The 20,998-nt window shown below is 73.7% G+C and carries 20 protein-coding genes; 8 read left to right on the top strand and 12 right to left on the bottom strand.

Features of this window, described 5'->3' with window-relative positions:
- Positions 1-106 precede the first annotated feature (106 nt).
- Positions 107-769, bottom strand: coding sequence for a rhomboid-like protein (locus ACIBCA_RS20045; protein WP_396284269.1), 663 nt, complete (start codon positions 767-769; stop codon positions 107-109).
- Between the two features lie 184 nt (positions 770-953).
- Here ACIBCA_RS20045 and ACIBCA_RS20050 point away from each other — a divergent pair, with 184 nt between their 5' ends.
- Positions 954-1,664: a rhomboid-like protein gene (locus tag ACIBCA_RS20050; protein ID WP_396284270.1), complete on the top strand. Its 711-nt coding sequence runs from the start codon at positions 954-956 to the stop codon at positions 1,662-1,664.
- Between the two features lie 115 nt (positions 1,665-1,779).
- Here the strand turns inward: ACIBCA_RS20050 and ACIBCA_RS20055 are convergent, their stop codons facing one another.
- The 7 genes from ACIBCA_RS20055 to ACIBCA_RS20085 all read right to left on the bottom strand — a co-directional run bounded on the left by ACIBCA_RS20055 (position 1,780) and on the right by ACIBCA_RS20085 (position 8,940).
- Complete coding sequence (locus tag ACIBCA_RS20055; RefSeq protein ID WP_396284271.1) at positions 1,780-2,163, bottom strand: VOC family protein; 384 nt, start codon at positions 2,161-2,163, stop codon at positions 1,780-1,782.
- 491 nt (positions 2,164-2,654) lie between these two features.
- A complete protein-coding gene (locus ACIBCA_RS20060; protein WP_396284453.1) occupies positions 2,655-3,575 on the bottom strand; it encodes an STM4011 family radical SAM protein in 921 nt (306 codons plus the stop codon).
- A 29-nt stretch (positions 3,576-3,604) separates the two neighbouring features.
- Complete coding sequence (locus ACIBCA_RS20065) at positions 3,605-4,936, bottom strand: STM4012 family radical SAM protein (RefSeq protein ID WP_396284272.1); 1,332 nt, start codon at positions 4,934-4,936, stop codon at positions 3,605-3,607.
- Positions 4,933-5,772 carry an STM4013/SEN3800 family hydrolase gene (locus ACIBCA_RS20070; protein WP_396284454.1) on the bottom strand — a complete coding sequence of 280 codons (840 nt, stop codon included), beginning with the start codon at positions 5,770-5,772 and terminating at the stop codon, positions 4,933-4,935. The genes ACIBCA_RS20065 and ACIBCA_RS20070 overlap by 4 nt, the downstream gene beginning before the upstream one ends.
- A gap of 68 nt (positions 5,773-5,840) precedes the next feature.
- Positions 5,841-6,959: an STM4014 family protein gene (locus tag ACIBCA_RS20075; RefSeq protein ID WP_396284273.1), complete on the bottom strand. Its 1,119-nt coding sequence runs from the start codon at positions 6,957-6,959 to the stop codon at positions 5,841-5,843.
- Positions 6,960-6,974: 15 nt separating this feature from the next.
- A complete protein-coding gene (locus tag ACIBCA_RS20080; protein WP_396284274.1) occupies positions 6,975-7,907 on the bottom strand; it encodes an STM4015 family protein in 933 nt (310 codons plus the stop codon).
- 61 nt (positions 7,908-7,968) lie between these two features.
- Complete coding sequence (locus ACIBCA_RS20085; RefSeq protein ID WP_396284275.1) at positions 7,969-8,940, bottom strand: STM4015 family protein; 972 nt, start codon at positions 8,938-8,940, stop codon at positions 7,969-7,971.
- Between the two features lie 202 nt (positions 8,941-9,142).
- On the opposite strand from ACIBCA_RS20085, the gene ACIBCA_RS20090 reads away from it, so the two are divergent.
- Positions 9,143-9,469 (top strand): hypothetical protein, encoded by a 327-nt coding sequence (locus ACIBCA_RS20090; protein ID WP_396284276.1) that lies wholly within the window; start codon positions 9,143-9,145, stop codon positions 9,467-9,469.
- A gap of 147 nt (positions 9,470-9,616) precedes the next feature.
- Positions 9,617-10,726, top strand: coding sequence for a DUF6745 domain-containing protein (locus tag ACIBCA_RS20095; protein WP_396284277.1), 1,110 nt, complete (start codon positions 9,617-9,619; stop codon positions 10,724-10,726).
- 55 nt (positions 10,727-10,781) lie between these two features.
- Here the strand turns inward: ACIBCA_RS20095 and ACIBCA_RS20100 are convergent, their stop codons facing one another.
- Positions 10,782-11,246, bottom strand: a complete 465-nt coding sequence (locus ACIBCA_RS20100) for a hypothetical protein (protein WP_396284278.1) — start codon at positions 11,244-11,246, stop codon at positions 10,782-10,784.
- A gap of 128 nt (positions 11,247-11,374) precedes the next feature.
- On the opposite strand from ACIBCA_RS20100, the gene ACIBCA_RS20105 reads away from it, so the two are divergent.
- The gene (locus tag ACIBCA_RS20105; protein ID WP_396284279.1) at positions 11,375-11,764 is read left to right on the top strand and encodes a hypothetical protein; all 390 of its coding nucleotides are present in this window, start codon (positions 11,375-11,377) and stop codon (positions 11,762-11,764) included.
- Between the two features lie 17 nt (positions 11,765-11,781).
- Here the strand turns inward: ACIBCA_RS20105 and ACIBCA_RS20110 are convergent, their stop codons facing one another.
- Positions 11,782-14,472: an ATP-binding cassette domain-containing protein gene (locus ACIBCA_RS20110; RefSeq protein WP_396284280.1), complete on the bottom strand. Its 2,691-nt coding sequence runs from the start codon at positions 14,470-14,472 to the stop codon at positions 11,782-11,784.
- A gap of 245 nt (positions 14,473-14,717) precedes the next feature.
- Entirely contained in the window at positions 14,718-16,163 is a 1,446-nt protein-coding gene (locus ACIBCA_RS20115) for an NAD(P)/FAD-dependent oxidoreductase (RefSeq protein ID WP_396284281.1), read from the bottom strand.
- A 175-nt stretch (positions 16,164-16,338) separates the two neighbouring features.
- On the opposite strand from ACIBCA_RS20115, the gene ACIBCA_RS20120 reads away from it, so the two are divergent.
- The 4 genes from ACIBCA_RS20120 to ACIBCA_RS20135 all read left to right on the top strand — a co-directional run bounded on the left by ACIBCA_RS20120 (position 16,339) and on the right by ACIBCA_RS20135 (position 19,109).
- A complete protein-coding gene (locus ACIBCA_RS20120; protein ID WP_396284282.1) occupies positions 16,339-16,935 on the top strand; it encodes a helix-turn-helix domain-containing protein in 597 nt (198 codons plus the stop codon).
- A gap of 68 nt (positions 16,936-17,003) precedes the next feature.
- Positions 17,004-17,867, top strand: a complete 864-nt coding sequence (gene lepB / locus ACIBCA_RS20125; protein WP_396284283.1) for a signal peptidase I — start codon at positions 17,004-17,006, stop codon at positions 17,865-17,867.
- Between the two features lie 177 nt (positions 17,868-18,044).
- Complete coding sequence (locus ACIBCA_RS20130; RefSeq protein WP_396284284.1) at positions 18,045-18,302, top strand: hypothetical protein; 258 nt, start codon at positions 18,045-18,047, stop codon at positions 18,300-18,302.
- Between the two features lie 147 nt (positions 18,303-18,449).
- On the top strand, positions 18,450-19,109 hold the full coding sequence (locus ACIBCA_RS20135) for a zinc ribbon domain-containing protein (protein ID WP_396284285.1): 660 nt from the start codon (positions 18,450-18,452) through the stop codon (positions 19,107-19,109).
- Positions 19,110-19,232: 123 nt separating this feature from the next.
- On the opposite strand, the gene ACIBCA_RS20140 is transcribed toward ACIBCA_RS20135, so the two are convergent.
- Complete coding sequence (locus ACIBCA_RS20140) at positions 19,233-20,870, bottom strand: LCP family protein (protein WP_396284286.1); 1,638 nt, start codon at positions 20,868-20,870, stop codon at positions 19,233-19,235.
- Positions 20,871-20,998: the final 128 nt, after the last annotated feature.

The raw sequence follows: 20,998 nt of genomic DNA on the forward strand, positions 1-20,998 counted from the left end.
AAGGGTCCGGTGCGGTTCAGGTGACGCACCCGTGAAGGGGCAGGCGGGCGGGGTCGGTTCGGTTCGTGAACCGAGGAGGCTTGGGCCGAGCGGTCATGGCACGCGGTCAGCGGCTCCTGCGTGCTCTGGCGCGGAGCCACACCGAACGGGAGGCCAGCAGGCCGAGCCCGAAGGCCACCAGGTGCCCGGCGTCGGCGAGCTGCTGGTTCGTCGCCCACGCCCCGGCCAGCGCGAGGGCGAGAGCCGGCGGGCCGTACCGGCGCAGCGGCGCCGGGCCGAGCGCGATGAGGCAGGTGGCGGTGGCGACCAGCCCGTAGCTGATGCCGACGTCCCGCGCCCGGGACAGGGCGCCCGGGATGTGGGCGACGAGCATGACCCACATCGCACCCTCGGTGAGCAGGGTGGCACCCAGATGCCCGAACAGGAACACCGCACCCGCCCGCAAGGGGCCCCAGCGCCACTCGGCCAGGCCCAGCACCACGGCCACCGCCGCGATGCCCGCCCAGGCCGGCACGCCGTCGACCACCAGGGCACTGGTGAACATCGTCCACCACTTGCCCACTTCCATGTGGTGCACGTTGCTGCTGTTGTGGCGGACGAAGCGGGCGCGCCCGGCATGGCCCTGCCCGGCGAGCCAGGCGGCCGTCACGGTGAGCAGCAGGACGTAGACCGTGGTCAGCCGGAGCCGGGACAGTACGCGGACGGCCGGTCTGGCGGCGCTCTCCGCAGCCGGGGCGGTCCGTTCGTCCGTGGCGAGGTCGTCCCTCATGGTGGGTGGTGCCTTTGCTGTGCGGCCCGGGGGGTCAGATCGCCAGCGTACGCCAGCCGGAGGTGGGGAAGGATCGGGCGCCGGCGCTGCCGGCTCACCCGAACGATGCAGCGCGCCGACGCACCCCCGGGGCGCCCGGGCGAGGGTGAAGGCGAGGGTGAAGGGGACCGGTGAGGAGGTGTCGATGACCGGCAGCACCGGCGGGTCGGTCCGGGAGCGGCAGAGGCCCTGGTGGACGAGGGCCGGGCGGGCCGTGTGGGCCTACGTGCGCAGCGCCCCGGGCACCTACGCCTGGCTGGCCGTGCTGCTCGCCACCACGCAGGTCATCCGGCACGTCGACCCCGTGACGGCCGACCGCATCCTGGAGCGGCGCTCCACCAACCTGCACCACCTGCAGGTCTCGCCCGTGCGTGTCCTGGTGACGAGCGCACTGTGGATCGCCGGGGGCGGCTGGCTGAGCTACTTCGTGCTCTACAACCTCTTCCACGTGCCCGTAGAGCGCTGGCTGGGCACGCTGCGCTGGATCTCGGTGGCGATGATCGCCCACGTCGGAGCGACCTACCTCAGCGAGGGCGTGCTCGGCTGGGCGATCCACCGGGGCCTGGCCCCGCCGAAGGCCGTCTACACCCTGGACTACGGCGTCAGCTACGCCCTGGCCGGGGTGGTCGGGGTGCTGACGTACCTGATCGTGAAGCCCTGGCGGTACCTGTACGTGGTGGGGGTGCTGGCCGTGTACGTGTTCGGGGTGCACCAGAGCCGTGACTACACCAGCATCGGGCACCTGAGCGCGGCACTGATCGGGCTGGCCTGCTACCCGATCACCCGGGGGCGCCCGGGATCCTTCGACCCGGTCGCCTCGGCCCGGGCGCTCCACCGGAGGCTTCGCCGCCGGTGAGCGCGTCAGCGGGCGTGCGCCCTGCACGCGTCTGCGGGCGCGTCGCCGCCCGGGCGCCGGACCGCTCGTCGACGGAGCGGGCCGGTGCCTGAGGCCGGAGTGGACGAGCGGGGTGCTACTTGCCGGGCCGCTCGGCCACGCAGAGGATGTTGCCCTCGCTGTCCTTGAACCAGGCCGCGCGCAGGCCGTTGCTGCCCGTGGCGACTCCGTTCTCCGTCTTGAGCCCGGGGAAGTCGTAGTCCTCGAAGGTGATGCCGCGGCCGCGCAGGGCGGCCATCTCGGCGTCGAGGTCAGCGACCTTGAAACTGGCCAGGGTGTGCGCGGCCTGGCCGCCGCTCGGGGTCTCGTACATGCCGAACTGGATGCCACCGCTCTCGAAGGTGACGTCCTCGTCGGTCTCGTCGACGAGCTTGAGGCCCAGGGTGTCGGTGTAGAAGGTCTTGGCCCGCGCCAGATTCGTGGCGGGGATCATGGCCAGTACGGGTGCGTCTCCCAGCATGGTGATTCGCCTCCTCCTTCCTCCAGGCTAGGGAGTTGTGGGCGGGATGCCCACGGCTGGGAGCGACCGCTTCGGGCCGTGTGCGCGCGGTGACCGGGGGGCAGTGGCGTCGGCTGCCCCGAGGGGTTCGCGCGGGGACATGATGCTGTTGTCAAGGAGCGGTCCGTAGGCGGCTCGGCAGGCCGTGCGGACGTCGGCCGCCGTCGAGCGGGAACGTGCGGAGGGGCGCGAGAGCAGTTCGACGAGGAGATGGGCGGTGGGGTCGCCGTACAGCGCTGCGGAGGTGGCGGGCGTGGATCTCAGGGCAGGCGCGGCTCACGCGTCGAAGCGCGAGCCGGGGTGTCGCCCAGCATGAGGCCCGGCGCTGCGGCGGGTCGTATGACGCTCGGCATCGTGGGGCCTCCTTTCCGAGGTCTCAAGGGTTCCAAGGTGCTGGTCCGGCGAGGTGGTTCGTACGCTGCCACACCAAGTGGCCCGTCCGCAACCGATTTTCACTCTCCGTCAGATGAGTGGGAGCGGCCCGGCCAGTCGTGCGGGACGCGCTCCAGCACGCCCTCGCCGAAGAGCTCGTACAGCGGCAGCGTCTCGAGGTGGACGTAGCCGATGTGGCAGTCGCAGACGGGCAACGGGCAGGCGCGCGGCCCGAGTCGGGCGCGGAAGGAGCCGTCGTAGAGGTTGCCGAGCTCCTCGCGGACGAAGTGGCAGCGGCGCACGGTGCCGTCGCCGTCGACGGAGAGCACCGACTCGCCGGTGCGGCAGGGCAGGCCCGCGCTGGGGTGCGCGTGCCGGCTGTAGGCGAAGTGGGGGTCGATCGAGGCCCAGTCGGAAGCCTCGGCTTCGTCGTACGAACGGCCCTCGGCCGCGTTGACCCACAGGTAGACGCCCTCGGCGAGCTCGGCCCGCAGCCGGCGGGCCTCGGCCAGGTGCCCGGCCTGGCCGACCACGCCGACGCTGTACCGCACGCCGAGCGCGTCCAGCTCGCGGCATTTGGCGAGGAAGCGCTCCCGGGCGACCTGGCCGGGGTGGTAGGTGACCCAGAGGGCGAGGGTGTCGAGGTCGGCCTCGGCGAGCCAGCCGGTGCGGCAGCTCAGGTTGGTCTGGATCGCGACCCGGCGCACGTGCGGGAGCCGGCTCAGCTCGACCAGTGCCCGCCGGTACCAGGAGCGGACCAGCCCCTCGCCCCAGGGGGTGAACAGCACGGCCAGGGTGTCCCCGGTGCCGGCCCGGCCGGCCGCCCAGGCGGTGAAGCGCTCCAGTGCGGCCCGGTCGGTGCGCAGCTGCTCGGGGGTGTCGCGGCGCTTCGCGAACGGGCAGTACGGGCAGTCGTAGTCGCAGGAGGCGAGCGGGCCGCGGTAGAGGAGGGTGAGGTCGCGCGGGCCGTCCGTGAGCGTGAGGGCGGGTACGGCGGGCACGGAGGCGACGGTCGGCAGGCCGAGGAAGGTCACTTCGCCTCGTACCCGTCCATCAGGGCGCGCACCTCGGGCGAGAACAGCACCGGGCCGATCGCGTCGGAGTGCGCCAGCCCCTCGGGCGTGAGGCGCAGCCGCCGCGCGTCGTCCTCCAGCCAGCCGCGCTCGGCGAACCGGGCCAGCTCGGCGGGGAAGTCCTCGGCCGGCGAGGCGCCGAACCGGGCGCGGTAGTCGGCCAGTGGCAGGCCCTCGGCCTGCAGCAGCGACTGCACCAGGTGGCGGCGGCGGGCCTCCTCGGGGTTCATCGGGTATCCGTGGCGGGCGTGGTGGAAGTCGTCGGTGGCCACGTACTCGTCGATGATGGCGCGCACTTCGGTGGCGTTCACCGCGTAGTCGAAGGAGTAGTGCAGCCGGGAGGTGTAGGAGCGGGCCCCGCAGCCCAGCCCGATCATGCCGTCCGTCTGGCAGGCGTACTCGCTCGCCCCGGCCTGCGGGGAGGCGGCGCGGCGGAACATCCGCATGGACACCTGCTCGTAGCCGTGGGCGAGCAGGTGGTCGCGGCCCGACCGGTACAGGGCGAGGCGGCGTTCGTCCCAGGCGGCCTGGGTCTCCTGCTCGCCGCGCCGGGCCAGGCCCGTCAGGGGGCGGACGTACAGCGGATAGAGATACAGCTCCTCGGGCCGCCAGGCGAGGGCGGCGTCGAGGGAGCGGAGCCAGCTGGCCTCCGTCTGGCCGTCGATGCCGTAGATGAGGTCGATGTTGAGCACCGGGAATCCGGCGGCGCGGATGCGGCCGAGCGCGGCCTCGACCTCGGCGCGCTTCTGCGGGCGGACGGCCGAGCGGGCCTCGGTGTCGTCGAAGGACTGCACGCCCAGGCTCAGCCGGGTGGTGCCGCGGGCGGCCAGCACCTCCAGGCGGTCGGCGGTCGAGGTGGCGGGGGAGGCCTCCACCGAGAGCGGTATCGCCCGCAGGTCGGCGCCCATCCGCTGCTCGGCGATGTCGCACAGCCGCTCCAGCTCGGCGGCGGTCAGGTACGTCGGCGTGCCGCCGCCGAAGGCCGCGAGCGCGAAGCGGGCGCCCTCGTCCAGGGCCGAGCGGACGGCGAGGGCCTGGCGCTCCAGGGCGTCCAGGTAGGCCCCGGCCAGGCCGTCGGGGCTGCCGATGCGGGTGAAGAGGTTGCAGAAACCGCACCGCACCTCGCAGAACGGGATGTGCAGGTAGAGCGAGAGCGCGTGCTGGGGCTCGCCGTTCCACAGCTCGCTCAGCGGCGGGCGCTCGGGCAGCGCCCGGTAGGCGGTCTTGTGCGGGTAGGCGTAGACGTACGACTGGTACGGCGACTCGGGGCGCGGGGGTGCGGTGGTCATGCGCGCTCCTCCTCGGAGACGGCGGCGCTGGGCCGGTGGGGGAGGGTGAAGTGGGCGTACGGGACGGTCCAGACCACCTCGTGGCCGATCCGGTGCCCGACGTAGCCGTCCTCGCCGTACGCCGTGCCGTGGTCGGAGCAGACGATCGCGAAGCAGGGGCGGCGGGCGCTCATCGCGGCGAACAGGCGGCCGATGTGGGCGTCCACGTACTCCAGGGCGGCGGCGTGGCTGGCCCGGGAGTCGCCCGATTCGCGGGTGGCGCCGGGCAGGTGGAACCAGTTCGGCTGGTGCAGGGCGGAGACGTTGAGGAAGAGGAACAGCGGCTGTTCGGCGGGCTGTTCGGCGGCGACCCGCTCGGCGCGGGCGACCTGCTGCTCGAAGGAGGTCGGGGAGGGCACGCCCATGCCGGGCTCCCAGTGGCTCTCCTGGAACAAGCCCGGCAGGACGGAACCGAGCGGGCCCTGCTTGTTGAAGAAGCCGACGCCGCCGATGCACACCGTCCGGTAGCCGGCCGAGGCGAGCGCGGTGGGCAGGTCGGGCGCGTCGAAGACCCAGGTGCGCGGGGCGGTGCTCTCCGAACCGGCGAAGCGGGCCGCGAACAGACGGGGGTGTGGGCCGTCGGGGGAGGCCGGGGTGGGCAGGAAGCCGGCCAGGATGGCCTGGTGGGAGGCGTAGGTGAAGCTGCCGGGCGCGTGGCGGCGCTCCCAGCGGCCGCCGGGCAGGTGGGCGGCGAGGTTCGGGATGCGCCCGGCGGCGGCCAGCTCCTCGGCGACGTCGAAGCGGAGCGTGTCGAGGGTGACGAGCAGCAGGTCGTGGCTGCCCACGACGGCGTTCATGTCGGCGTTCATGTCGGCGTTCATGTCGGGGGACGGGACGGGCGGCGGCGAGGGGGCGGTGCGGTGGTTCATCGGGCGGGTTCCAGGTTCCGGTCGTTCGTCGGGGTGGAGCGCAGCAGCGCGGCGAGCTGGGCGCCGTACGTGTCCAGGCCCTCGGCGGGGCCGCCGGGCAGGCCCGTGAGGTTGGGCAGCAGATCGCCGAAGGCGTTCACCTCGCCGACCAGGGCCCTGCGCCAGCCGGCCGTGGGCAGGACGTCGACCCCGACCATCGGCGACCGGGGGAAGCAGGCGGCCGCACGCTCGGCCGTCTCCAGCATGGCCGGCCAAGAGGCGCCGGCCGCCTCCCGGGCCAGGTCGAGACTGCCGCGGGCGCCGCCGAGGTGGAGGTTGGTCATCGGCTGGGCGGCCGTGCGCACGACGACGTGGGTGGCGCGGCCCGCGACCACCACCACCCTCAGGTCCGCCGAACGGCCGGACTGCGCGGCCTTCGGCACCCACTGCTCGACGTGCAGCCCGTCCGGTGCGAGGGCGTCGACGATCGCCGCGACCTCCCGGACCTCGCTGTAGCGGCGCACCCGCAGCGAGTTGTGCAGTCGGCCGTCGTCGAGTTCGACCGAGGTCGTGGCCAGTACCCGGCCCTGCGGGCCGAACTCCAGGGCCATCACCCCGGAGGCGGAGGAACCGTGCGCGGGCTTGACGAAGACCCGGCGCATCCCGGCCTCCGCCAGGCGCTCGCGCAGATGCTCCCAGCCCGTCACCTCGCCGCTCAGCGCCCTGGGCACCGGTACGTCGGCGGCGGAGAGCAGGGCGTGGGCGCGGCGCTTGTCGAACATCACCGCGATCTCCTCCGGATCGCCCAGCATCCGCACGCCGGGGCGGGCCGCCAGGGCGCGCAGCGCCGCCGTCACCCCCGCGTACCAGGCGGCCGTGCCCTCGACCCGCGTCGGCGCGTAGCCGCGGCCGAGCACCGGGCCGCGCAGCAACTCGTCGACCCGGGGCTCCTCGCCGGGCGACTCGACGCGCAGCAGCACGCCCTCAGCCGCCTCGGGCAGGCGGGCGTGGCCGCGCAGCACGTCCAGCCAGGGCAGGACGGCGGGCTCGGGCAGGCCCGCGGCCCGGGCCGCGGCGGCGAACAGTGTGACCCGCCGGTGGCCGGGGTTGCCGAGGACGGTCAGCCGCAGCGTCATGGTGCCTGCTCCCGCCTACTCGGCGACCGCGACGTAGCGGTCCTCGTCGTCCTCGTGGCTCTCGTCCTCGGAGAGGTCCACCTCCACGCCCGGCAGGGCTTCGCGCAGGCGCTGCTGCATCTCCTCGCTGAGGTAGTGGTGGTGCAGGTCGAGGGCGCGCAGATGGGTGAGCGGCTGCCCCTCCAGCAGCGCGGTGGCGCCCTCGTCGGTGAGCACGCCCATGGACAGGTCGAGCGTCTCCAGCCGGGCGACCACGGGGGCGTGGGCAACGGCGGCGGCGATCTGGTCCTGGAACTCGCTGTTGGCCAGCGCGAGGTGGCGCAGCCTCGGCAGGCGCGAACCGTCGAGGAAGGGCGCGAGGTCGTCCATCGTGGTGTCGCCGTTGTACTCGTCGACGCCGAGCCACAGCTCCAGCCGCTCCAGGGCGGGCAGTTCGGAGGCCGAGACCGCGCGCACCACGGGGGCGGGCAGGCCGCCGGCCTCGAAGCGCAGCGCCTTCAGCGCGTCGTGCCGCAGGGGCTGGAGGCGCAGGCCCGTGCCGCCGCGCACCACCAGGGAGGTCAACTGCGGGAACACGGTGAGGACCCGGGTGACGTCCGTCATCTCGAGCCAGGAGATCTCGCACTCGTCGTACGTCACCTCGCCGAGGAAGAACGCCTCCAGGGCGGGCAGGCGCTCGGCGTCGTCGAGGACGGTCTCCATCGTGGCGCGGACGGGCTCGTAGCCGTTCTGCCACCAGGGGCCGATCACGAGGGCGCGGACCCCGGCGGTGTCGACCGTGTCGAGGAAGGACTGCCAGAGCTCGCCGAAGTCGATCTTCGAGTCGTACTCGACCGCGAGCCGCCAGGCGGCCGCGCCGGGCGCGGGCCGGGTGTCGGCGTCGTGCTCGGGGGCGAAGTCGTGGATCGGCAGACCGTGGAAGTCTTCGATGTGGCGGGAAACGGACATGGCGGCTCCAGTCGGCGTGGTCGGAGGAGGGACGGGGGCGGGGCGGCTGATGCGGTCGCGGCTACTCGGCGACGGCGACGTAGCGCCACCGGTCGTCGGGCTTGCCGGCCTCGGAGAGGTCCACCTCGACCCCGTTCAGGGCCTGGCGCAGGCGCTGCTGCATCTCCTCGGTCAGGTAGTGGTGGTGCAGGTCGAGGGCGCGCAGGTGGGTGAGGGGCTGGCCCTCCAGCAGCGCCGCGGCGCCCTGGTCCGTCAGGACGCCCATCGACAGGGCGAGCGACTCCAGGCGGGCGACCACCGGGGCGTGCGCCACCGCGGCGGCGATCTCGTCCTGGAACTCGCTGTTCTGCAGGCCCAGGTGGCGCAGCTTCGGGAAGCGCGTGCCGTCCAGGAACGGCCTGACGTCCTCGATCGTGCTGTCGCCGCCGTAGCCGTCCACGCCGAGCCACAGCTCCAGCCGCTCCAGGGCGGGCAGCTCGCAGCCGGCCACCGCGCGCACCACCGAGGCCGGCAGGCCGCCGGCCTCGAAGCGCAGCGCCTCGAGGGCCTCGTGGCGCACCGGCTGGAGCGCGAGCCCGCCCTTGCCCTCCCAGTCCTCGGCGGCTCCGCGGATCACCAGCTCCCTCAGCGCGGGGAAGGCCGTCAGCAACGGCGTCACGTCGCACATCTGGAGCCAGGAGATCTCGCACTCGTCGTAGGTGATGTCGCCGACGAACAGGGCGCGCAGGGCGGGGAACCGCCCGGCGGAGGCGACGATCGCGTCCAGCGCCCCCTGAAGGCCCTCGGGCTCCTCCGGGGCCCACAGGCCGATGACCACCGCGCGGACCCGCTCGGTGTCGACCGTGTCCAGGAAGCGCTGCCACCACTCGACGAACGACCGCTCGCTCTCGTAGTGCAGGCCGACCTTCCACGCGACCCCGTCCGGGCCGGGCAGTTCGGCGGCGCCACCGTTCGCCTCGGCCTCCTCCAGGGCGGGGACGAACTCGAAGACGGGGAGCCCGTGGAACTGCTCGAGATGCTGGTTGACGGTCATGCGCTGCTCCTTCGGTGGACCGGGCCGAGCAACTGTCTACCAGCAGGGACGGACAATCCGGTGGCCGGGTCGCCGTCCGGGCGCGTTGTCAGACCCATGCTCTATGTTCCGTATCGACTCCGGAGAGTCACCGCGAACGGCGGTGCGGAGCCAGGGGGTCCGGTGTCCGCCGGAGTCCGGTCGGACGGCGAGGGAGGACTCGATGTACCGCCAGGGAGACGTGCTGATCGTGCCGGTGGAGCAGGGCGCCGTGCCGCCGAGGGTGCTGGACCTGCCCGCGCAGCCCCGGGACGCGCGGGGCCGGATGGTGCTCGCCCTCGGCGAGGTCACGGGCCACGCGCACGCCGTGGTCGGCCCCGGCGAACTGCGCCGGGAGGCGGGGCCGTTCGGCTCGGGCTGGCTGCGGCTGCCCGAGGGCGGGCGGGTGGTGCACGAGGAGCACGCCGCGATACCGCTGCCCAAGGGGTGGTACCGGGTGGTCCGTCAGCGGGAGTACACCCCGGGCGCGGTGCGGGTGGTCGCGGACTGACCTCCGCCGCGTCCGCCGCGCCCGGTGGCGAGGGCCGGGCGGGGGCGGGCGGGGGCGGGCGGAGGCGGTCCGCGAGGGTGCGCGGAGCGGGGCGAGGAACGGAAACGGACGGCCGGGCGGGGAGCCCGGCCGGGAACGGAGCGGACGATGCAGACGGTGAACCCCGAGGAGACCACGGGCGCGCGGGAGGCGGGCCGGCACGCCGAGGTGACGGCCCGCTGGCGGGCCAGGGCCTCGGCCACCGGCCCGGGCGACCGCGCGGCGGCCGAGAGCGCGGTGCGGGCCGCCTACCGGGAGGCCGGGCTGCCCGAGCCGGCCGAGGTGCGCTGGCACGGCTCGCCCCTCTCGGCGGTCGAGGCGGCCCTGGAGCTGAGGGCGGCCGGCGCGGTCAGTGTGCGCGAGGCCGTGCGCACCCTGCCCTGGGAGGCGGCCCGGCGCAGGGCCGTCGAGGAGGTCGGCCAGGCGGGCTGGTCGGCGCACTGGGCGCTGACCGGCGGCGAGCTCGGCCCGGTCACCACCCCGCTCGCCGACCGCCTCCGCAACGCCGTCCTCGACCGGCTCGCCCCCGAGGCGGACCGGGATGAGGACCCGGACGAGGCCGTCGAGGAGGCCCGGGCGCGTCGTACCGTCGTGCGGCTCGCCCTGCTCGACGCGGTGCGCGGCCAGCACGACGCACCCTGGTTCGCCGCCTTCGAGGCCGCGGGAGCGGCCGCCGAACCCGTGGCGCCGCTGATCGCGACGGCGCGCGAGGCGGGCTGGTGGTGGCCCTACCAGGACGTGGTGCTGATCAGCGAACGCCCCCTCGCCCTGCACCGGGACGAGGCCGGGCGGCTCGACCGGGCGGACGGGCCCGCCGTCGAGTACCCGGACGGCTTCGCCCTGCACGCCTGGCGCGGCATGCCCGTACCCGCCGAGTTCCTGGCGGGCCTGGCCGAGGTCAGCGTCGAGCGGATCCGCACCGAGGAGAACGCGGAGCTGCGCCGCGTCCTGCTGGAGCACTACGGATACGAGCGCTACCTGGCCGACTCCGGCGCCGAGCCGATCGACCGCGACGAGACGGGGGTGCTGTGGCGGATCGTCCTGCCGGACGACGAGCCGGTGGTGATGGTCGAGGTGGTGAACTCCACCGCGGAGCCCGACGGCACCTTCCGGACGTACTGGCTTCGCGTCCCGCCGAGCACCCGTACGGCGAGGGCCGGCGTCGCCTGGACCTTCGGGATACCGGAGGCCGACTACCACCCGCAGCGGGAGACCTGAGCGGGCGGCGGTCGGCCTGGTGCGGGGCGAGTGGCCTCGCCTGACCGACGGGCGGTCAGGCGAGGGCCTGCTCCAGCCAGTCGCGGACGATCCCGTTGCGCAGTTGCGGCGCCATGGGAGCGCAGTGGTCGCCGGCGCCCTGGTCGGCGGTCAGGACGATGTGCCGTTTCGGACAGCGGAGGAGGTCGAAGAGCCGGGAGCCCTGGCCCGGGATCATCGCCTCGGTCTCGTAGCCGAGGACGAGGGTCGGGCAGGTGACCAGGTGGGCCACGTCGTCGCAGCGGAAGCGTTCGATCGTGAGGTCGACGCTTTGGGCGTCGCTGCCGTTGACGAGGATCAGCGTGGGTCGGCGCAGGGGCCGGCCCGGAGGGGAAAGGAGGTACGCCGGTAGCCCGATGTCCTCGTAGGGGATCGACAGCTGTTGGACGGGTGGGTCGAGGAGTTCGCCGGCGCGGTGCCAGCTGGTGCGCATCTCGGCGAAGACCGCCGGTTCGTCGGTCGGACGGTCGCTGCCGAGCACGGAGAACAGGGCGAGGGACAGGTACTCGGCGGCGCGCAGGTGGGCGCCGCGGGCGACGCCCGGACGGCTGCGGCCATGGCCTCGGCGTCGAACGGGCGGAAGGCGCCGCTGCGCTGGCCGTCGAGGAGGTGCCGGACGAGCAGGGCGGTGGGGGTGCCGAAGTCGGAGGTGCTGACCATCGGGCTGCCGTCCTCCTGGCGGGCGTTGGCGAGGACGTCGACCAACGCCCGTACCTCGACGGGGTGTTCCGCGATGAAGTCGAGGTTGGACTCGATGTGGGCGGCCAGCATCGCGGCCGGTTCGCGGTGGGCCCGGATGCGCGGCTGCATGAAGGCGCGCGCCCGTTCCTGGACGGTGTCGACGACGGCCTGGAAGAGGTCCTCCTTGTCGGAGAGGTGGTAGGAGATCATCCGCACGCTGGAGACCCCGGCCTTGCTCGCGATCTTCGCGAACGAGGTGAGGGCAGGCGAAAGCGCGCGGCCGCTCCCGGAAGGTCCGGAAGCGGCTGCGCGACGTGAAGGAGGGAGCCGGAGGCTCAGGTCGTCCGGGCGATCAGGAGGGGCTGGAAGAAACCGGTGTGCTCGGGCTGCTCCCAGGAAGCCCCGGTGAACCCGCACCCCTCGGCGAAACCCGTCAACTGTTGGGAGGTGAGGGCCCAGTAGGTGGAGCGGCCGACCGAGACCTGCCAGGTGTCGGTCTCGTCCGGGGCCAGGCGGAACAGCTCCAGGTCGTAGCGTTCGCCGTCCTCGTGCCAGCTCCAGAGCTGGAAGATCACGGACCGGCGGCCGTCGTACTCGGCGGTCTGCGGCGCGGTGGAGGCGGGCCGGGAGCGGCGCAGCTCGTCGTACGGGCGGGTGCTGACGAGCAGCAGGCCGCCGGGGCGCAGCACCCGGTGCATCTCGGCGAGGGCGGCGCGGACGTCCTCGGCGGTGAGCAGGTGCGGCAGCGCGTTGTCGGCGCAGACGACCACGTCGAACCGGCCCTCCGGGAACGGGAGTCGGCGCATGTCCGCGGCGGCGGTGGGCAGGCGGAGGCCGCGCCGGGCGGCCTCCGTGGTGGCGCGGGCGGCGGCGATCGGGCTGAGGTCGGTGCCGGTGACGCGATGGCCCTGGGCCGCGAGGCCGATCGCCTGGGTGCCGATGCCGCAGGCGCAGTCCAGCACCTCGGCGGGGCGGTCGCCGAGGTGTGAGCGGATCAGGGTGTCCAGCGCGGCGCCCTGGCGAGCGAGGGAGGCGTCCCAGTCCGGGTAGAGGAGGTGGTAGCCGGGTGCGAACTCGTCGTAGAAGCGGCCCAGGAGTGAGGAGTCGGTCATCGGGTCGAGGTCTCCGGTGAAGGCGGGGCGGGGGAGTGGCGGGCCCGATGGGCGTTCGCCCGGGCGGGCCGGACGTTCGTCATGGGGCATTCTCGTCTCGCTTCCGGAACGGCGACGAGCGGACTTCCGTGGGGCATTCGTGGGGCATCGGGCGAGGGAGACCAGGCCCAGGTACGAGTCCTGCCACAGGTCCTCGTCGCCCTCGGGGAGGAGGAGTACGCGGTCGGGGCGGAGGGATGCGATGGCGTCGGGGTCGTGGGTGACCATCACGATGGCGCCCGGGTAGGAGCCGACCGCGGCCAGGACCTCGGTGCGGGAGGCCGGGTCGAGGTTGTTGGTCGGCTCGTCGAGGAGCAGGACGTTGGCGCCGCAGTGGACGAGTCCGGCCAGGGCGAGCCTGGTCCTCTCGCCGCCGGAGAGGACCGAGGCGGGCTTGTCGGCGTCGTCGCCCCGGAACAGGAACGCGCCGAGGACGCGGCGGAGTTCGCCGTCGCCGAGGTGGGGTGCGGCCTGGGCGAGGTTGTCGCGGACGGTGTGCTGCGGGTCGAGCGTGTCGTGCTCCTGGGCGAAGTAGCCCAGGCGCAGGCCCGGGCCGGGGACGACGCGGCCGGAGTCCGGGGTCTCGTGGCCGGCGAGGATGCGCAGCAGGGTCGTCTTGCCGGCCCCGTTGTGGCCTAGTGCTGCGTCAGGCAACCTTTGCCCGTCAAGGAGCGGCGTTCGGTGCGTGCTCTCGGCGTGCCGGCCGGAAGCCCTCGTACTGGACGTACTTGGGCTTTCGGCCGGTGCGGCGAGAGTGCGTGCCGGGCGTCGCGACGGGGCGAAGGTTGCCTGACGCAGCACTAGGACGACGAGCCGGCTGCCCCGGTCCACGGCCAGGTCGAGGCCCGTCAGCACCGGCCGGCCGGCGTAGGACTTCGTCAGGCTGATCGCGCCCAGCGGCATCCGCCCGCAGGGGGCGGGCTCGGGCAGCCGGATGCGGGCGGTGCGGTCGGCCTGGCGGACCGGTTCGAGTGCGGCGAGCATCCGGTCCGCCCGCCGGGCCATGCTGCGGGCGCTGGTCGCGGTGGCGACGTTGGCGCGCATGCGGTCGGCCTGGGCGTGGAGGGACGCGGCCTTGCGTTCGGCGTTGGCCCGCTCCCGGGTGCGGCGGCGCTCGTCGGCCGCGCGCTGGGCGAGGTACGCCCGCCAGCCGGTGTTGTGGACGTCGATGGCGGCGCGCTGCGGGTCGAGGTGGAAGACCCGGTTGACGGTGTGCTCCAGCAGTGCGAGGTCGTGGCTGATCAGGACGAGGCCGCCCTGGTGGGCGGCGAGGAAGCCGCGCAGCCAGGCGACGGAGCCGGCGTCGAGGTGGTTGGTGGGCTCGTCCAGCAGCAGGGTGCCTTGCTCGGCGAAGAGGATGCGGGCCAGCTCGACGCGGCGGCGCTGGCCGCCTGAGAGCGTGCCGACCGGCAGGTCCATGACGCGGGTGGGCAGCCCGAGGCCGGCCGCGACCCGGGCGGCCTCCGCCTCGGCCGCGTAGCCGCCCCGGGACTGGAACCGGGCCTCGGCGCGGGTGTAGGCGTCCATGGCCCGGCGCTCCAGCGCGGGCGAGTCGGCGCGGGCCATCGCCTCCTCGGCGGCGCGCAGGGCGCGGACGGCGTCGGCCAGGCCCCGGGCGGACATGATGCGGTCGGTGACGGTGACGGCCGGGTCGGCGGCCCGGGAGTCCTGCGGGAGATGGCCGACGGGGCCGGTGTGGGTGACCGCCCCGGCGGCGGGCGGCAGTTGGCCGGCGAGGGTGGCGAGCAGGGTGGTCTTGCCGGCGCCGTTGCGGCCGACCAGGCCGATCCGGTCGCCGGGGGCGATGTGCAGGGTGACGTCGGACAGCAGGAGGCGGGCGCCGACGCGCACGTCGACACCACGGGTGGTGATCATGGGATAACGCTCCGAAACAGCGGATGGACACACGGGTGGCGTGGGAGTGGGTCCGTCGGCTAGGAGATTCGGGGCGTAGACATGCGGGTCACGCTAGCGGGCGCCCGGATCGGGCGCACCCGAATTTTCGGGGCACGTGGGCAGGTGCGCGAACGGCGGCCGCCGCCTCTCCGGAGAGGCCTGGACAGGCCTGGCGAGGCCCGGAGAGGTCCGGGGACGCCCGGGGGAGGCGGCGGCCGGGACGCTCAGCCGCGCAGGATGCCGGCGAGGACCTTCGGGCGCAGCAGTGCGCTCGGGGGCGAGGCCATGGCGAGCACCTCGTGGAACGCCGAGGTGACCACGGGGTCGTGGGTGGCGGCGGCCAGGACCCGGTCGAGGGCGCGGTGCTGGAGCCGGATCAGCGCACCGCTGGGGCCTCCGGTGGTGGCGGGGAAGCGCACGTCCTCGGAACTGGACATCATCCAGGGGGCCTTGGACGCCTCCATGATCCCGCGCTGGGCCTCCCGCACGGTGGCCGGTCCGAGGTCGCCGCGCCGCACCAGGCTGCGGCGCAGGGCGCGGGCGGAGAACGCGGCGACGGTGATGCCCTGGCCGTACACGGGGTTGAAGGAGGTCGCGGCGTCGCCGGTGACGAGCAGGCCCTGCACCGGGCTCCGCTCGTAGTGGCGGCGCACGCTCGGGCCGGGGCGGAAGCCGCGGACCTCGGTCGCCGGCTCGGCCTCGCGCAGGGCCTCGCTCAGGATCGGGTGGCGCAGCTCGGTCAGGAGCTTGTCGTAGCCCTCCTCGCCCGGCTCCGGCTCGGCCCCGCGCATGCCGCCGAGGCCGACGATCCAGCGGTCGCCCTCGATGGGGATCAGCACCCCGAGGGTCTTGATGTGGGGCGCGGCGGTTTGGACGTAGGCCGACTTCCAGCCGGGGTCGAAACCGGGCGGGCGGTGGAAGAGGCGGGTGGCGTAGGCGACCCCGGCGTCCACCTGCTCCTCGGGCACGGGCGGGCAGCCGAGTTCGGCCAGCCAGGCGGGGGTCGTGGCGCGGCGCCCGGTCGCGTCCACCACCAGCTGGGCGCGGATCTCCTCGACGGCACGAACTCCAGCGGAACGTCCGCCGCCGACGCCGTCGTCATCCAAGGCACCGTCCAAGGCACCGTCCAAGGCGCCGTCTGAGACACCGTTGCCGCCGCCGCCGACGCCGCCCGAGGCGCCGTCCGAGGCCCCGCGCGTCCGGATCCTCACGCCCGTCACGGCCCGGGACGAGCCGAGCAGGCCGACGACCTCGGTGCCCTCGAGGAACTCGATCGACCCGTCGGCGCGGACCCGGTCCAGCACCACCCTGTCCAGCAGCGGCCGGGTGCAGCAGAGGAAGGAGAGCGACGCCGGGTCGTAGTCGGCCATCCACCCGGCCGAGCTGAGCCACCGCAGGTCACGGGTGGCGGAGACGAACTCGGCCCCGGCGTCGGTCAGCTGCCGCCTGATGCCGGGCATCATCTCCTCCAGTGCGCGGTGCCCGGCGTCCATCACCAGGTGCGCGTGCCGGGCCTGCGGAACCCCGGGGCGGTACGCCAGGCCCTCCGGGTAGCGGTCCCGCTCCACCACGATGATCCGATCGGCGAACCCCCGCAGGGCCCAGGCCGCCATCAGGCCGGCCAGGCCCCCGCCGACCACGACAGCGGTGCGTGTCCCAGAAACAGTCATGTCCGCAGCTTAACCAGGATGCCGCCCCGCCATCGTTGAGCTGGCCAACCATCCGTCATGTCAAGGAATTTGACGGATAGCCGGCCGCACGGGCCTCGCCCGTGCGGCGACCCCCGGCAGCGTCACCGGTGTGCCGGATTGACAACCCCCCTTGCCGTCCCGGCGAATTGACGGCATGGCCGACGAAGACTTCGACAACGTCCTGACCACGGTGGGCCCCCGGCTGCGGGCGCTGCGCCGCGAGCGCGGCACCACGCTCGCCAAACTGTCCGCCGCGACCGGGATCTCGCTCAGCACGCTGTCCCGCCTGGAGTCCGGCCAGCGCAGGCCCACCCTGGAACTGCTGCTGCCGCTGGCCCGGGAGTACCGGGTGCCGCTGGACGAGCTCGTCGGCGCCCCGGCCACCGGGGACCCGCGCGTCCACCCGCGCCCGGTGACCAGGAACGGCCAGACGATCGTGCCGCTCACCCGTCACCTCGGGGGCCTGCACGCGTACAAGCACATCGTCCCGCCCGGCAAGGGCACCGGGCCCGACCTGGAGCTCAAGGTGCATGAGGGCTACGAGTGGCTGTACGTGCTCTCCGGCAGGCTGCGGCTGGTGCTCGGCCCGCACGACCTGGTGCTCGCGGCGGGCGAGGCCGCCGAGTTCGACACCCGCACCCCGCACGCCTTCGGCAACGCCGGCCCCCAACCGGTGGAGTTCCTCAGCCTGTTCGGGCCGCAAGGCGAGCGGATCCACGTCCGCGCGCGGCCGGGAACCTCTGTTCGGTAGGTTCGTTCCCCGACAAGGGGGTCGCCCGTTCCGGGCCTCCCGTCGGGCCGTCGGGAGGGGCCGAGGGAATGAGTGTGCGGCAGAGCACGGAACCGGACGAGGGCGGCGGCGCGAAGAGCGCCGGAGAACGCAGGCCACGCCGGAAGCTGACGTTCTGGCAGGAGCTGCCGATCCTCGTCGTGATCGCCGTGCTGCTCGCCCTCGGCATCAAGACCTTCTTCGTGCAGGCGTTCTCGATCCCCTCCGGTTCCATGCAGCAGACGCTGTCCAAGGGCGACCGGGTGCTGGTCGACAAGTTCACCCCCTGGTTCGGCGCCGAGCCCGAGCGCGGCGAGGTGGTGGTCTTCCACGATCCGGGCGGCTGGCTGGAGGGCTCGCCGCCCGGCTCCGGGAGTTCGTTCGGCCGGGACGTGCAGAAGGTGCTGAGCACCATCGGCCTGATGCCCTCGGGGGACGAGAAGGATCTCATCAAGCGGGTCGTCGCGGTCGGTGGGGACACCGTGGAGTGCAAGGCGGGCAGCCCGGTGAAGGTCAACGGCGTGGCGCTGGACGAGCCGTACGTCCACCCGGGCGCCAAGCCCTGCGACAACGACCCGGTGGGCACCGTGACCGTACCCAAGGGCAAGCTCTGGGTGATGGGCGACCACCGCGACGACTCGCGGGACTCGCGCCCGCACCACAACGAGACCGGGGACGGCTTCGTGCCGGTGGACGACGTCGTCGGACGGGCCTTCGTCGTCGCCTGGCCCATCTCGAACTGGTCCACCCTGCCCGTTCCCCCGACCTTCGACAGGGTGCCGGACGCGCCCGGCGGCTCGGCCGCCCCGGTGGGGGCGCCCGCGGGCCCGGAGGCGGCCGCCCTGGCGGCGGTGGTGCCGGTCGCGCTGTGGCGCCGGCGCCGCGCCCGGAAGGACGCCTCGCGGGGCCGCTGAGCGGGCACCCGTGGCCGACGCATCCGTGGCCGACGCATCCGTGGCCGACGTACTCGTGGCCGACGGCAGCCGGGACCGGCGGGCACCTGGAGACCGGCAACGCACCCGGTGCCCGACGGCATCCGGAATCGGCGGAACCGCCTCCGCCGTGCTCTACGCCGCTGTAGTGTGCGGGCCGTGACGGAGAGTTGGTGCGACCCGCCGGGCGGCGGCGCGGGCCCGGGGGCGGACGACCCGGGCGTCGAGTGGGACTACCGGCCGGTCGAGGTGGACCTGGGTGACGGCACCTGGGCGCCGGGACGGATCAGCGGCTGGTGGCACGACGGCACGGGCGAGCACTGGTGCCGCCTGCGGATCGCCCGCAGCGGCCAGCCGGCCCACTGGCGGCGGTTCGACCCGTCGACGGTGCTGATCCTGCCGCTGTCCGGGCTCTGAAGGGTTCCGGAACGGGCCCTTCGTCATCCGGAGCGGTGGTTCGTGAACACCCCCCGTACGGAAGGTTCTTGGCGGAACCGTTCGGTGAGCCCTATCGTCCCTGGGAGCGACCGCCGATCAGGCAACCCTCCACTTTCCGGGGACGACGTGAGTTCCGAGATCAACTTCAGCAGCAACTACCGCGACCTGTGCGAACAGTACGGCACCGGGGCGGGTTTCCAGTTCGAGTTCTACTGCTACCGCTGCTCCGACACCTGGCGGTCCCCGTTCGAACGGTTCACCACGGGTCAGGTGGCCGGATGGCTCGGCAAGGGCGTCAGCGCCGCGTGGAACCTCATAGGCGGCAACGCCAACACGATCAGCAACGCGGCGGACGGCCTCGCCGGCCAGACCTGGGGCACCTCGCGCGACGCCGCCTTCCAGCGCGCGATCGAGAACGCCCAGAACCACTTCAACCGCTGCGGCCGCTGCACCACCTACGTGTGCGGCCGCTGCTTCAACGCCGACCAGGGCCTCTGCTTCACCTGCGCCCCGGACACCGCCGCCGAGGCGCTGGCGGCCCAGCGGCGCGGGCTCAACGACGCCGTCTCCGAGCGGGCGTTCAAGGCCGGGCAGGCGGCGGGCGCGGAGTTCGACGTCAACACCCCGCGCCAGCTGGTCTGTCCGCAGTGCCAGACCGAGACGCACGGCACGCCGTTCTGCCCGGGCTGCGGCTTCCGGCTGGCGCAGCCCGTCCAGTGCACGTCGTGCCACAAGGACGTCCCGGAGGGCTCGGCGTTCTGCCCGTCCTGCGGCACCAGGCGCTGAGCCGGAGCTCTGAGCCGGAGCTCTGACCCGGAGCTCTGACCGCGAGCCCTGGAAGCGACTGCGGGGCGCCACCGGAAGTCCGGGGTGGCGCCCCGCGGTCGTGTCCGGGCGGATACCCGGCCCTCAGCCGTACGAGATGTTGGCGCAGGGGTCGTCGTCCGCCGAGCGGGCCGCGCTCGCCACGCTGGTGGGCAGCGGCGCCGGGGCGGCCGGGGCGCCGGGGGTGGAACCGGTGGCGCCGGCGCCCGGGTTGGCGGCGGCGTAGTCGTGGCCGAGGACCACGCTGACGCCCTTCGCGGCCCCGCCCGGCTGGACGGAGGCGCCGGGGAACAGCTTGGCCAGCGCCTCGGCGGCGCTCTTCTCGCCGGTGCCGTACTCGACGACCGTGGTCGCCCGGCTCTTGCCGGGCGCGTTGCCCACGCTCGCGACGGTGTAGCCGGCGCCCTTGAGGGTCTCGGCGGCCTTGCCGCCCACGCCTGTCGCGCCGCTGCCGTTGAGGACGGTGACTTTCACCTCGGCGGCCTTCGGGTCCGCGGGAGCGGGCGGGCTCGGCACGGTCTGGGCGGCGGGGGCGGTGGGCTCGGCCGTGCCGCCGGCGGCGGGGGACTGCGCGCTGGCGTCCTGGCCGTCGATGGTGCGGTCCGCCTTGAGCGCGGCCCACAGCTGGTCGACGTCGGGGTGGACGAGGGCGACGCGGGGGCCCTCGTAACGCCACGGCGTGGTGAGGAACTTGATGTCGTGCAGGTCGACGTCCTTGATCGACATCGCGAAGGACATCAGCTTGGCCGCCGAGCCGAGGCCCGGGTCGACGGTCAGCGAGCGGGTGGCGGCGTCGGCCAGCGGCAGCAGGGTGGTCGGGTCCATGCCGCCGGACTTGACCTGCTTGATCAGGGAGGACATGAACGCCTGCTGGCGCTTGGTGCGGCCGATGTCGGAGCCGTCGCCTATGCCGTGGCGCACCCGCACGTAGTCGAGCGCGGCCTGGCCCTCGACCTTCTGCTTGCCCTTGGCGAAGAGCAGCTTGCCCTTCCTGCCCAGGTTCGGGTTGAGGTCTCCCTCGTGGATGTCGGAGGGCAGGCAGACCTCGACGCCGCCCACGGCCTTGGTCATCGAGGCGAAGCCGTTGAAGTCCACGACGATGGTGTGGTCGACGCGCAGGTTGGTCAGCTTCTCCACGGCGTTCTGGGTGCAGGCCGGGTTGCCCTGCTCGGTGTCGCCGACCGAGAAGGCGCTGTTGAACATCGCGTTGGGCTGCTCCTTGGTCCACTTGCCGTTGGGGAGCTTGCACGACGGGACGGTGACCAGGGAGTCGCGGGGGATGGAGATGCCCACGGCGTGCTTGTGGTCGGCGTAGACGTGCAGCAGGATCGCCGTGTCCGAGCGGGCACCGCCGTCCCCGCCGCCGCCGAGGTCGTTGTTGCCGTTGCCGCGGCTGTCGGATCCGATCAGCAGGACGTTCACCGGGGTGCGGCCCTGCGCGTCCGGGGCCGCGGCCTCGGGGCGGTCCTTGCTGAGGGCGTCGCCGTCGAAGGTGGTGATGTTGCTGTTCAGGCGGTAGTAGACGGCGCCGCCGGCGAGGACGAGCAGCGCGGTGCAGCCGGCGGTCACCCAGAGGACCTTCTGCTTGGTGCTGCGCTTGGGCTTGGGCTTGGCACGGCCGCCGCCCCCGCCGCCTTTGTCCGCTTTGCGGCGGTCTGCCCGGGTGCCGCCGGAGTCGGTCGGCGGATTCTCGGGTGCGGGGGAACCCCGGCGACCAGACACGTCGTCATCCTCCACAGTTGCCACGGAACCCCCGGATGAGCGGTGGGGCCTGCGTGGCGGGGGCCGCGGCCGAGCCTGGCGGGCCCATCGCTAAACTTTTACATCGGTGTAAAACTTCACTGGAGCAT

The organism is Kitasatospora sp. NPDC051170, from assembly GCF_044455705.1.
Classification (GTDB): domain Bacteria; phylum Actinomycetota; class Actinomycetes; order Streptomycetales; family Streptomycetaceae; genus Kitasatospora.